The sequence below is a fragment of the Lutibacter sp. B1 genome, from assembly GCF_012524075.1.
Lineage (GTDB): Bacteria > Bacteroidota > Bacteroidia > Flavobacteriales > Flavobacteriaceae > Lutibacter.
The window spans coordinates 59,290-72,670 of sequence record NZ_JAAZUI010000020.1 but is presented as its reverse complement, the minus strand read 5'-3'; the positions used below and the strand labels follow the sequence as shown (position 1 = coordinate 72,670).

At 30.2% G+C, this 13,381-nt stretch carries 12 protein-coding genes; 5 read left to right on the top strand and 7 right to left on the bottom strand.

What is annotated here, in order from left to right; translation table 11 throughout:
- The coding region (locus HGB55_RS11935) for a transposase (RefSeq protein WP_168816532.1) at nucleotides 1-458 on the top strand (458 nt) is incomplete at its 5' end.
- A gap of 48 nt (nucleotides 459-506) precedes the next feature.
- Here HGB55_RS11935 and HGB55_RS11930 read toward each other — a convergent pair.
- On the bottom strand, nucleotides 507-2,600 hold the full coding sequence (locus tag HGB55_RS11930; protein WP_168817126.1) for a M13 family metallopeptidase: 2,094 nt from the start codon (nucleotides 2,598-2,600) through the stop codon (nucleotides 507-509).
- Nucleotides 2,601-2,674: 74 nt separating this feature from the next.
- Nucleotides 2,675-3,067 carry a nucleoside triphosphate pyrophosphohydrolase family protein gene (locus tag HGB55_RS11925; RefSeq protein WP_168817125.1) on the bottom strand — a complete coding sequence of 131 codons (393 nt, stop codon included), beginning with the start codon at nucleotides 3,065-3,067 and terminating at the stop codon, nucleotides 2,675-2,677.
- 320 nt (nucleotides 3,068-3,387) lie between these two features.
- Here HGB55_RS11925 and HGB55_RS11915 point away from each other — a divergent pair, with 320 nt between their 5' ends.
- Nucleotides 3,388-4,398 carry an SRPBCC family protein gene (locus tag HGB55_RS11915; RefSeq protein WP_168817123.1) on the top strand — a complete coding sequence of 337 codons (1,011 nt, stop codon included), beginning with the start codon at nucleotides 3,388-3,390 and terminating at the stop codon, nucleotides 4,396-4,398.
- A 35-nt stretch (nucleotides 4,399-4,433) separates the two neighbouring features.
- Here the strand turns inward: HGB55_RS11915 and HGB55_RS11910 are convergent, their stop codons facing one another.
- Entirely contained in the window at nucleotides 4,434-4,997 is a 564-nt protein-coding gene (locus tag HGB55_RS11910) for a DNA-3-methyladenine glycosylase I (protein WP_168817122.1), read from the bottom strand.
- A 93-nt stretch (nucleotides 4,998-5,090) separates the two neighbouring features.
- Between HGB55_RS11910 and HGB55_RS11905 the strand changes: the two genes are divergently transcribed.
- Nucleotides 5,091-5,501, top strand: coding sequence for a DUF6146 family protein (locus HGB55_RS11905; protein WP_168817121.1), 411 nt, complete (start codon nucleotides 5,091-5,093; stop codon nucleotides 5,499-5,501).
- 211 nt (nucleotides 5,502-5,712) lie between these two features.
- On the opposite strand, the gene pckA is transcribed toward HGB55_RS11905, so the two are convergent.
- Complete coding sequence (pckA, locus tag HGB55_RS11900) at nucleotides 5,713-7,326, bottom strand: phosphoenolpyruvate carboxykinase (ATP) (RefSeq protein WP_371807820.1); 1,614 nt, start codon at nucleotides 7,324-7,326, stop codon at nucleotides 5,713-5,715.
- Nucleotides 7,327-7,633: 307 nt separating this feature from the next.
- On the bottom strand, nucleotides 7,634-8,005 hold the full coding sequence (locus HGB55_RS11895) for a DUF423 domain-containing protein (protein ID WP_168817119.1): 372 nt from the start codon (nucleotides 8,003-8,005) through the stop codon (nucleotides 7,634-7,636).
- A gap of 84 nt (nucleotides 8,006-8,089) precedes the next feature.
- Here HGB55_RS11895 and HGB55_RS11890 point away from each other — a divergent pair, with 84 nt between their 5' ends.
- On the top strand, nucleotides 8,090-8,323 hold the full coding sequence (locus HGB55_RS11890; RefSeq protein WP_168817118.1) for a DUF2007 domain-containing protein: 234 nt from the start codon (nucleotides 8,090-8,092) through the stop codon (nucleotides 8,321-8,323).
- A gap of 67 nt (nucleotides 8,324-8,390) precedes the next feature.
- Nucleotides 8,391-9,761, top strand: a complete 1,371-nt coding sequence (locus HGB55_RS11885; RefSeq protein WP_168817117.1) for a saccharopine dehydrogenase family protein — start codon at nucleotides 8,391-8,393, stop codon at nucleotides 9,759-9,761.
- 8 nt (nucleotides 9,762-9,769) lie between these two features.
- On the opposite strand, the gene HGB55_RS11880 is transcribed toward HGB55_RS11885, so the two are convergent.
- Both HGB55_RS11880 and HGB55_RS11875 read right to left on the bottom strand, forming a co-directional pair.
- The gene (locus HGB55_RS11880; protein ID WP_168817116.1) at nucleotides 9,770-10,483 is read right to left on the bottom strand and encodes a tRNA1(Val) (adenine(37)-N6)-methyltransferase; all 714 of its coding nucleotides are present in this window, start codon (nucleotides 10,481-10,483) and stop codon (nucleotides 9,770-9,772) included.
- 17 nt (nucleotides 10,484-10,500) lie between these two features.
- On the bottom strand, nucleotides 10,501-13,224 hold the full coding sequence (locus HGB55_RS11875; protein WP_168817115.1) for a phosphoenolpyruvate carboxylase: 2,724 nt from the start codon (nucleotides 13,222-13,224) through the stop codon (nucleotides 10,501-10,503).
- Nucleotides 13,225-13,381 lie beyond the last annotated feature (157 nt).

Sequence of the window (13,381 nt, the reverse complement as noted above, 5' to 3'; positions counted from 1 at the left end):
AAACCCAGATTTGTGTGGTCCATCAAATCCGAAACGCCAGCAGGTACGTTGTTTGGAAAGACAAAAAAGCATTTACAAGGGATATGAAACATATTTACAATGCACCCACAAAAGAAGCCGCCAGGGCCGCTCTGGACGATTTTGCAGCCGCATGGGAAGATAAATATTCCTACGCCATTAAAAGCTGGAAAGACAATTGGGAAGACCTGACCGTATTTTTTGAATTTCCCCTGGAAATCAGAAAAATAATCTACACAACGAACATTATTGAGAATCTGAATGGGAAAATCCGAAAGTACACCAAAAACAAACTTTCATTCCCATCTGATCAATCTGTAATGAAATCCGTATATTTGGCTTTGAGAGAAGCAACAAAAAAATGGTCAATGCCAATCCAAAATTGGGGCATTATCCTAAATCAGTTCCTTGTCATATTTGAAAAAAGGGTCCAGCTATAATTAGCTAAACCCTCGATATTTTATACTTACACACTTTGTGAAACAGTGTCACCAAATTTTAACTCTATCATCCGGATTTAAATACATTTTATCTCCTTCAGCAATATTAAATGCTGTGTAAAATGCATCAACATTTTTCAAAGGCATATAAGCTCTGTACATTCCCGGAGCATGTGGATTTGTTTTAATTAGATTACGCATAGCATCATCACGCATTTTGGTTCTCCAAATTGTTCCCCACGACATAAAAAAGCGTTGTTCAGCAGTAAATCCATCAATATCTTCAGGTTTTCCATTTTGTTCAAAGAAAATTTGTAAGCCTTCGTAAGCAGCATTTACGCCTCCCAAATCTCCAATATTTTCACCTAAAGTAAATTCTCCATTTAAATGAACACCTTCCAATGCTTCAACAGCACTGTATTGATCTGCCAATTTTTTTCCTAGTACAGCGAATTTTTCAGAATCTTCATCTGTCCACCAATTAGACAAATTTCCTTCAGCATCAAATCTGGAACCTTGATCATCAAAACTATGAGAAATTTCGTGTCCAATTACTGCTCCAATTCCTCCATAATTTACCGCTTCATCAGCTGTATAATTATAAAAAGGTGGTTGTAAAATAGCTGCCGGGAAAACAATCTCGTTATTTACAGGATTGAAATAAGCATTTACAATTTGTGGAGCCATACCCCATTCTGTTCTGTCAACAGGCTTGCCCAATTTATCAATATCTTTTTTAAAATTCCATTTAGTGGCATTTAAAGAGTTTTGAAAATATGAACCTCCATCTTCAACACTTTTAACTTCTAAAGCAGAATAATCTTTCCATTTATCAGGATATGCAATTTTAACAGTCATTTTATGCAATTTTTCTAAGGCTTTTATTTTAGTTTCAGCACTCATCCAATCTAAAGCATTGATGCGTTTTTCAAAACCAAGCATTACATTTTTAATCATTTCTTCAGCTTTTGCCTTAGCTTCCGGCGGAAATTTTTTATCTACATATAACTTACCTAAAGCTTCTCCTATAACTCCATTTATCGATGAAAGAGCTCTTTCATCTCTTGGTCTTTGTTGTTTTGCTCCAGTTAACTCTTTACCATAAAACTCCCAATTTGCTATTTCAATCTCATCACTTAACTTCCCTGCTGCTCTGTCAATAGCAGTCCAACGTAAGTATAATTTAACATCTTCTATTGAGCTTGATGTTAGAATTTTCTCAACTGCCTCCATGTATTGAGGTTGCATAACAATAACCTTATCTATATCGGTTACGCCAATTCCTTCAAAATAATTTTCCCAATTTATAGAAGGAGTAATTTCTGATAACTCTCCAATAGTTTTGGGATTGTATAATTTACGTGTATCTCTACTTTCTTCTTTTGTCAACCTTGGCTCCGCTAAATTATATTCGTATTGAAAAATTTTATCGGCATTTGCTTTTGCAACTTCTTCCGAATCACCAAAATACTGCAACATTCTGGCTATATGAGCAATGTATTTCTGACGCTTTTCTTTAGTATCATCGTCTTGGTCTACATAATAATCACGAGATAATCCTAATCCTGCAGGAGCTATATATCCAGCATTCATTTTACTGTCTTTTAAATCGTTGAATACAGCAAAATTAAAATATCCTACGCCCCCATAAGGTGACATTTCAATTAATAATTTTTGTAAATCGTCTAAATTAGTAATAGCATCAATTTTATTTAAAAATGGTTTAACAGGCTCAATCCCTTGCTTATTTCTTGCAACGGTATCCATTATAGTCTCATAAAAATTAACTGCTTTTTTTTGGTCAGATTCTATAGTTAAATTTCCTTCGGCATCTTTTAGTTTTGGAAATTTATCTTCTGTAATTGCCTCATTTAAAATGGTTAACACATCGGAGTCAGTTTTTTTTCTAAGTTCATTAAAACTTCCCCAAGATGTTCTGTCAGCCGGTATTTCGGTTTTGTCTAACCAACTACCGTTAACATATCTGAAAAAATCATCGGTTGGACTTACAGTTGTGTCCATGTTTTCCACAATAATTCCAGGTATTTTTTCTTCTTCAACAGGTTTGTCTTTTTTACATGAAACAGTAATAGCCAATACAGCTATTGAAGAATAAAGTACTATTTTTTTTGGTATTTTCATATTATTTGAATAAAGTTTGAAAAGTTAATCTATAAAATAACGATTTTTATAAATGATTTTACCTTAAAATAATGTTAAGATTTATTAAATATTATTTCTGAAATATTTGGTTTAAAATAATTAGGACCTTTCATAACTTTTCCATCTTTTCTATATATTGGTTTACCATCAGCTCCAAGTTTACTCATATTGCTTCGTTGAATTTCATTAAATACCTCTTCAATTTTATGTTGCATTCCGTGTTCTAAAATTGTACCACATAAAATATAGAGCATATCTCCCAATGCATCAGCTACTTCAACAATATCGTTGTTTTTTGCTGCTTCTAAATATTCTTCATTTTCTTCAGCCATTAAATCAAATCGTAATTTTAATTTGTTCTCTTCTAATTTTGCTGTTGGCTTAAATTGAACTCCTAAACCGAAGGCTTCATGAAATTCTTGTACTGCTTTTAATTTATTTTTCATTTAACGCTTAATATTTACAAATCGAGTTACTTTATTACATCACAAATAATTAAAATTTGCTTATTTTTGATGCTAAATATACACATTATATATGTTTAGTAAAGGCCAATTAATTTTTGCTGTTTTTTTTGTAATTGCATTTACAATTTTAATGATTTGGAGTTATAGAAAAGACATAAAAATTCATAAAAAATATTATAAAAATACTTTTATAGTTATTATTGCAATTTTCTTGATTATCGCAATTTTCGCTTTAATTACTTTCTCATTACACTAAAAATAAGTAATTTACTACGTTTATAGTAGTTAATCCTTTAGATATGAAATTTATTAAATATTTATTTTTATTACTCTTAATCGTAATAATTGGCGCATCAATTTATATTGCAACTCTTGATGGTAATTACGATATTAAAAGCACTAAAACAATTAAAGCTCCTGTTGAAGTTGTTTATACTAATGTTAATGATTATAAAAACTGGAAAGAATGGGGACCTTGGTATGAGATTGACTCAACTATTATAGCTTCATACCCTGAAATAACATCGGGTGTTGGGGCTTCTTATACGTGGACCAGAAAGGAAGGAAACGGATCTATGAAAACCATTTCTTTAATCCCAAATAAAGAAATAATCCAACAAATAAACTTTGGCACAGGCAGCTCACCTGAAGTATATTGGGAGTTTAATAAAACTGATGATGGAACAGATGTTACTTGGGGAATGAGAGGAGAAAATTCTTTTAGTGAAAAGGCTTATTTTTTAGCACAAGGAGGTGTTGAAAAAAATATGAAGCCTATGTTTGACAGAGGTTTGGAATTATTGGAACAATATATTTTAAAAGAAATGGATAAGCATTCCTTTGATTTTAAAGGCGTAGTTGATTATGGTGGTGGTTATTATTTGTACCAAACTACATCATGCAAAATGGATGAAATTGATACAAAAATGGGGAAAATGTTAACTACTCTAATTAATTATGTAGCGGAAAATAATATTGAATCGTCCGGAAAGCCATTTATGCTATTTCATAAATGGGATGTAGTAAATAATGCTACTATGTTTTCAGTTTGTTCTCCTATAAAAGAACGAATTATAACAACCGGAGATGTTTTAACAGGATTTTTAAAACCTCAAAAAACATTTAAAACAATATTTAAAGGAAATTATAAATTTTCTGATGAAGCATGGTTAAAAGCATATAAAGCTATTGAAGAGCAAGAGCTGAAAGCTGTTGAAAATGGAGAATCTTTTGAAGTGTATACTGTAAATCCACACGATACTGAAAACCCGGCAGAATGGGTTACCGAAATTTATATTCCGATTGAATAAATTGAATAAAAAAAGGTAAAATAACTTTTGCTTTTTTATACTTCATCATACCTAAAACAACTTGTAATATGATCATTTATCATACCTGTTGCTTGCATGTGTGCATATATTACGGTTGAACCCACAAATTTAAATCCGCGTTTTTTTAAATCTTTTGAGATACTATCAGAAAGTGTTGTTGTTGCAGGAAGTTGTTTTAAATTTTCCCAATTGTTTTTTATAGGTAAACCATTAGTAAAACTCCAAATATACTTTGAAAATGAACCAAATTCTTTTTGAACTTCCATAAAGGCAGTTGCATTGGTTATGGTTGCTTTTATTTTCAATTTATTTCTAATTATTCCGGCATCTTGAAGCAGTTCTTCGAATTTAGCATCGTTATAATTTGCTATTTTTTTATAATCAAAATTATCGAATGCTTTTCTAAAATTTTCACGCTTGCGCAAAATGGTAATCCAACTTAATCCTGCTTGAAAAGTTTCCAGAATTAAAAATTCAAATAATTTATCATCATTATAAACAGGTACACCCCATTCTGTATCGTGATATTCTATATAAAGTGGATCATTACCACACCAACCACATCGAGTTTTATTCATTGTAACTATTTTTTTTACAAGGTAAAATAAAATTTCTTCACTTAAAAATTGGAATAGTTTTTGTACTTTTAAAGTACTTAAAAACACCTAATTATGAAAAATTTTTTATTTTATTTAGCAATTGGGTTATTTATTGTTGGATGCTCTTCAACAACAAAAACTATAACAAAAGACGATACAAACCTAGCAGAAGGTGCTGTAAGAATTGCCAACGATTCTTTAGAGTATGAAATAATTATTATGGATATTGGGTTTGAAACTTATTTAAATACTATAGCAAAACCTGCAAATTTTTATTCGCAAGAGTATTATGAACTAAAAAATCAACGCTATGTAACTGAATGGAATATTAGAGCGCAAAATCCTTCAAGGTACAATAGCAATATTTATGAAAATGTAATTGATTATGATTTTAATATAGATTACGGTTTAGATGTAAATTATAAACTATACAATTATTTTAAATTTGTTGAATACAAGTATAAACAACGATTCTTCTATTAATGTGAGTCCTAATAATTAAAACAGACTATCCTGTTTATAATCTTATTAAGTTTTATGCCATTCCTGCTTTCGTAGGAATGACAGATTCTTAATCAGCCAAAAATATATCTAATTATTAATAATTAGATGATTTTAAATCAAACTCACGTTCTATTAAATAAAAAAAGCCGTTCAATTTTTTTGAACGGCTTTTTTATAGTTAAAGTATCTATTAAAGTTGAGGTCCGGCAGCAACTAATGCTTTACCTTCTTCATTATCAGTGTATTTATCAAAGTTTTTAATAAATAAACCTGCTAATTTAGTTGCTTTAGTTTCCCATTCTTTTGAATCTGCATAAGTATCTCTTGGGTCTAATATTTTTGTATCAACACCCGGAAGCGCAGTTGGAACTTCTAAATTGAAAATCGGAATTTGTTTAGTTTCAGCTTTTTCAATAGAACCATCTAATATTGCATTGATAATTCCACGAGTATCTTTAATTGAGATACGTTTTCCTGTACCATTCCAACCTGTATTTACCAAGTATGCTTCAGCTCCGTTAGCTTCCATTTTTTTCACTAATTCTTCACCATATTTAGTTGGGTGTAAAGTAAGGAATGCTGCACCAAAACAAGCTGAGAAAGTTGGAGTTGGCTCTGTAATTCCACGTTCAGTACCGGCTAATTTAGCTGTAAATCCTGACAAGAAGTGATATTTTGTTTGCTCTGGAGTTAATTTAGAAACCGGAGGCAACGTACCAAATGCATCAGCTGATAAGAAAATCACTTTTTTAGCAGGTCCTGCTTTTGAAACTGGTTTTACAATATTATCAATATGGTAAATAGGATAAGATACACGTGTATTTTCAGTTACAGAATTATCATCAAAATCAATTTTTCCATTTTCATCAACAGTTACATTTTCTAATAATGCATCCTTTTTAATTGCTGCAAATATTTCCGGTTCTGATTCTTTATCTAAATTAATAGTTTTTGCATAACATCCACCTTCAAAGTTAAAAATACCTTCATCATCCCATCCGTGCTCATCATCACCAATTAATTGACGGCTTGCATCAGTTGATAAAGTAGTTTTACCTGTACCTGATAACCCAAAGAAAATTGCGGTATCACCATCTTTACCAACATTAGCTGAACAGTGCATTGCAGCCATACCGTTTAATGGTAGGTAATAATTCATCATTGCAAACATACCTTTTTTCATTTCTCCACCATACCAAGAACCTCCAATAACTTGCATTTTTTCAGTTAAGTTAAATACTGTAAACACTTCAGAGTTTAACCCGTGTTCTTTCCATTTAGTATTAACTGTTTTAGATCCGTTTAACACAACAAAATCTGGCTCACCATATTCTTCCAATTCTTCTTCAGATGGACGAATAAACATGTTTTTTACAAAATGTGCTTGCCAAGCAACTTCACAAATAAAACGAACTTTTAATCGTGTATCTTCATTTGCTCCACAATAAGTATCAACAACGTATAATTTTTTTCCTGATAATTGATTTACAACCAATTCTTTTAAATCATTCCAAACTTCTTGAGTTGTTGGTTTATTGTCATTAGGTGCTTTTTCAGATGTCCACCATAAAGTATCTTTTGTAACATCATCTTTTACAATAAATTTATCTTTAGGAGAACGTCCTGTAAATTTACCTGTCATTACATTTACAGCTCCAAGCTCTGTTAAATATCCTTTTTCAAAACCTTCTAAAGAAGGATCTAATTCATCTTTGTATAATTCATCATATGATGGGTTGTATACAATTTCTTTCACATTTAGAATTCCTAACTCTTCAACTGAATCTACGATTGTTTTTCTCATGGTTTCCATTTTCTGTGTTTTAGATTGTTATTTTAATTATTATTTACATCAAATTTACGTATAATAAAAATGTAATGTTTATGACATTTATCAGTAAAAAAAGACTATTTACTAAAACGTTTTCTGACGATTAAATAATTGATTTTCAATCTTTTAATTAATTTTTATTTTTTGTTGTTTTTTTCTAAAACGATTTCGCTTTTTAGCAAAATATTCCTATTTTTAAATTGCTATTAAATAAATATTACTTAATAAAAATATTGTAATTTATTTACCTATACAAAATTTTTAAATTAATATAATATTATTAATCGTCTTTTTTGAAAAAAGAATAGGCAAGTTTTAACCATCCTATAATAAAAAATAAACCGCCAATTGGAGTTATAAACCAAATACTTTTTGGATTAACACCTAATGTTATAGCATAAATTGAACCTGAGAAAAATAAAATACCTGCAAAAAATAAATAGCTGAGAATATTTTTTATTTTTTCTGAAAATGTTGGATACATATTAATTATAAGAAGTACTATTACATGGTACATTTGATATTTTACAGCTGTTTCAAAACTTTTTAATTGATCAATACTTAAAGTTTCTTTTAAAGCGTGCGCACCAAATGCGCCTAATATTATTGTTAAAGCTCCTAATAAAGAAGTAATTACTAAATTTTTTTTCATTTCAAAATAAATTGGATTATACAAATGTAAATTTTATCTCATTTAAAATACCAATAATTTGTATCTTTAAGTAAAAATTAGATCATGGAAAAAAATTCAGATCAACTAGTTACAGTTTTAACTGCTAGTTTAATACACCAAGTTCATATAGCTAAAACGTTATTAGCTAATAATGATATTATCAGTTTTATTTTTGATGAAAACATTGCAACTTCTATAGGAACAGCCTATGTTGAGGGTTATAGACTTGAAGTGAGAGCTTCAGATTATGAGAAAGCTAAAAAAATACTAGAAGAAACAAATTTTGACGATAATTAATGGATAACAATTTATTCCAACTAAATTATTATTTTAGTAATTAAACCAACACTTGATAAATACAACAATGAGAAAAATATTGGTAATTGGAGCAGGTAAATCTTCTTCATCATTAATATCTTATTTATTAGATAAATCTTCTATTGAAAACTTACATATAATTGTTGCTGATGTTTCTTTAGAAATAGCCAAAAGTAAAGTTAAAAATCATCTTAATGGTAGTGCAATATCTTTAGATATTTTTAATGAAGTTGAGAGAAAAAAAGCCATACAAAATTCCGATATTGTAATTTCTATGCTTCCGGCACATTTACATTTTAGTGTTGCTAAAGATTGTTTGCATTTCAAAAAAAACATGGTAACTGCTTCGTACATTTCAAAAGAAATGAAATCTTTAAATGAAGAAGCTATTAAAAACAACCTCATTTTTATGAATGAGATTGGTCTCGATCCCGGTATTGACCATATGAGTGCTATGCAAGTTATTGACTCCATTAGAAATAAAGGAGGTAAAATGTTACTTTTTGAATCTTTTACAGGAGGTTTAGTTGCGCCGGAAAGTGATGATAATTTATGGAATTATAAATTTACCTGGAATCCAAGAAATGTAATTTTAGCCGGTCATGGTGGTGCTGCCAAATTTATACAAGAAGGTACATACAAATATATACCTTATCAAAAGCTATTCAGACGAACTGAAATTATCAAAATTGATGGTTATGGCAAATTCGAAGTATATGCAAACCGAGACTCTTTAAACTATAGAAGTATTTATGGTCTAGATGATATTTTAACTTTATACAGAGGCACTGTTAGACGAGTTGGTTTTGCAAGAGCTTGGAATATTTTTGTGCAATTAGGTATGACGGACGATAGCTATACTATGGAAAATTCAGAAAACATGAGTTATAGAGATTTTACAAACTCTTTTTTAGCTTATAATCCTAATGATTCTGTTGAATTAAAATTACGTTACTATTTAAAAATAGATCAAGATGATATTATTTGGGAAAAATTGGTTGAATTAGATCTTTTTAATCCTAACAAAAAAGTAGGTTTAAAAAATGCTACTCCCGCCCAAATTCTTGAAAAAATACTAAAAGACAGTTGGACTTTAAAAGAAGATGATAAAGATATGATAGTAATGCAACATCTTTTTGGTTACGAACTAAATGGTAAAAAACAGCAAATTGAAAGCAGTATGGTTTGTATTGGCGACAATCAAACTTATACCGCCATGGCAAAAACGGTAGGTTTACCTTTAGCCATGGCCACATTAAAAATATTGAATGGAGAAATTACTACACCGGGAGTTCAACTTCCAATAAAAAAAGAAGTGTATGAGCCTATTTTAAAAGAATTAAAAGAATACGGAATTATTTTTAAAGAGAAAACTGTACCTTATTTAGGTTATAATCCAAATAATGTGATTTCATAATAAGGTACCTACATTTTTAAATAAAAATCTTTTACTAAATCAATATATTCTTGAGTATAATTGTGACGCTCCAGTTCAATTGTCAATTCACTTTCTTCCAGTTGATTTGGAGAAAATGAAAATTGCATTAAACTTCTTTTAATTGGTGAATTTACAGTTCCTTTAACTTTGGTAATTCTATTAAGATAAAGTTTATGCTGCATAGCTAAATCTATAAAATTAGTTTCTTCTGTATAAGGAATTATAAATGCACATGAACCTTTTTCAGATATCAGCTTAGCTGTACCTTCCAATAATTCATTGTATTTTAAACTTTGACTATGGCGAGCCATAGCTCTTTCTTCCGAGAGTTCTTTATAGGTTGAAGTATAAAATGGCGGATTTGAAACAATAAGCTCGTATTTATCATCAATCTCGGTAACAAATTCCTGAAAAGAAGCATGATAACAAAAAAGCCTATCACTCCATTCACTATTCTCAAAATTCTCTACTGTTTGCTCATAGGCTTCATCATTTAATTCTATAGCATCAATAACTTCAGCATTACTTCTTTGAGCTAACATTAATGCTATTAATCCGGTTCCTGAGCCAATATCTAACACATTAAAAATAGTAGAATTAATTTCAACCCAAGAACCCAATAAAACACCATCGGTACCAACTTTCATAGCCGTTTTATCTTGCTGAATACTAAATTGTTTGAATTTAAATGGTTTAAGCATAAATTATTAGTATAAAATTATCCTGTACCTTTTAAACCTCCTGAAATAGCGTTAACTAACAATAACAAATCTAATAGATATTTATCACTTTCCTCAGAATTACTTTCTTTAATAGTTCTCCATTTTTTAAGATACTCTATTTGAATTTCATGCAATGCTTTTAAAGAGTTATTTCTTAACCTATTGTTTTCCAATTGAGAAATTCGTCTAATTTCAACAGAAGCACCCATAATTTCTTCAATTTTATATAAGCAATTTTCATAATCGGGTATAATTAATTGCATTAACTCTTGTTTCACTTCCGGATTTTCCACAAATTCAGCAAATGAATTCATTATTTCACTATCTGAATTCAATACGTTTGTTTCTATTTGAATAAGGCTGTATTTTAAGAAAGGCCAATTGTTGGCTAATTGTTTTAATTGTTCAAAATCGTTTGGATACTGATTTTGAAACGCTTCTAAGGCAGTTCCTGTTCCAAACCATCCGCTTATATTGAATCTGGATTGATTCCAACTAAATACCCACGGAATTGAGCGAAGATCTTCTAAACTACGTTGACCGGTTCTGCGTACCGGTCTAGATCCGATTTTACTTTGCTCTAACACGTCAATTGGAGTTACAGCGGTGTAAAATTCTATAAAGTTTGGATGATCAAGTAATTTTCTATATGTATCTCTAGTAAAATCAACTATTTGGTCCATTATTTTATAACGTTGCTCGTCTTTAATTTCGGGTTCCTCAATCATTGCTTGTCTTGCCGTTCCTGCTACAAACATTTCTAAATTATACGTAGCTGTAAGTCGGTTCGCAAATAAATTGGCTATGGTTTCCCCTTGAACAGTCATTTTAATTTGCCCACTCATAGAACCCGGAGGCATACTGTCTAAAAATCGATGAATTTTACCTCCACCTCTACTAATAGTTCCTCCTCTACCGTGAAAAAAGCACAATTTTACATTGAGTTCTTTAGCAACTTTGGTAAGGTTTTCTTCTGCTTTATAAATATTCCAACGACTTGTTAATATACCACCATCTTTATTACTATCACTATAACCTAACATTACCTCTTGAGTAAAGTTATCTTTTTGCATACGCTTTTTTTGAAGAATTGGATGTTGTAAGAAAGCTGCTAAAATTTCAGGTCCGGCAATTAAATCGTCAACAGTTTCTAAAAGTGGGGCTACTGTAAGATCTGCATCTTGCAGTCCAACTTCCCTAAGTAACAAGAACACTACTAGTAAATCACTTAAACTGCGTGTCATACTCACAATTATAGACCCAATACCATCAGTTCCATATAAGTCTATATAGTTTTTTATTTCATGCAAGTAACCAAGAACATTATCGGCTTCTTTTCCACAAGACGCTCCTGCTACTAAAAATGGTCGTTTACTTTTTAATTCTTTATTTAGAAAAGCCAATCGTTTATCTTCAGTCCAATTAACATAGTCAAAATCACTAAATCCTGAAGTTTCCAAAATTTGGCTAATAGCTTTTTCGTGATAAGCACTATTTTGTCTAATATCAAGCTTGGTTAAATGAAAACCAAAACATTGTACTAATCTTTCAATAGGGAATAACCATTGTTTTGCAATTTGAGCTGCACCTAAATCAATTAATAACTGCCTTAATTTTTTAAGTTCATTTGCTAAAATAGTGGCAGATTTAAAATAACCTTCTTCTCCTAAGGTATCATTATCTTTAATTGTATTATTTAATCGAATCAACAATAAATTTATAAACTGACGTAATGGTTCAGACGGATTTCTATTTACAGCTTTTTTACCTTTAGTTCTAAATAAAATGGCTTTCTCTTGAATTTCATTCAAGAACTCTTGTGGAATTGAAATTTGGTAGCTTGAAAAACTTAGTTTTGCAGCCAAACCAACTAACTGTTTTTCAATCATTTCCAATATTAATTTACGATGTAATCGTAAAGTAGAAGCTGTAAACTCTGGCGTAACAAATGGGTGACCATCTCTATCACCGCCAACCCAACTTCCAAATTGAATTAAAGGAAAATGTTCTGGCCATTCTAATAATTCACTTGAAAACTCCATTTCTTTCCAAGCATCTTTTAAACGTTGGTCCGTTAATTTAACTGCTTCCGGAAAAACATTGCTAAAGTAATGCATCAAGTTATTTCTTTCATCTTCAAGACGAGGCTTTTCAAGATAAATTTCTCCAGTTCTCCACCAACGCTCCATTAAACTTATAATTTCTTGTTTTAATAGAGAACGTTCAGAAGTTGACCAATTTGGGTTTTCTTTTTTTACTAATAACAGATATAATTCTCTGTGAATATCGATAACGGTTAATCTTTTTGCCTCTGTTGGGTGAGCTGTTAACACAGGTACAACTTTAATTTCTCTTAATTTTTCAGCAATTTTTTTTTCATTTATACCAGCTGTCTTCCACTGATTTAAAGTATAACCCCAAGACCCTTTTGTAGATTTTATACCTAATTGAGTTTCTGATTTTCTGCGGTATTGAGTTGCCGCATTTTCTTCAACCAAATTTAATAACTCAAAACACATTCCTATAGCTTGTGTAAATTTCGCATTAGAGTACTCCTTAGTTCTTTTAACAGAAAAGTTGTTAATTGGTAATCCATCAGCTAAATCCTTTTCTCCAATAGACACTAACATTTCTTTAAATAATAATATGAGATATTGGTAATCGTCTTTTATTTTATCAAGCCCTTCTTTTTGGAGTAATTCACTAGTTGGAGTTTCCATATAATCTGTTTATTATTAGTAGTTTACAAAATTTTACAACAATACTATACTGTATTATAAATATTTTTTTTGATGTAGATAAAGTTATTGATTTTGATTTGATTGGCAAGTTAAATAATATAATGATAAATAATATTTTTGATTAATTATTTAATAT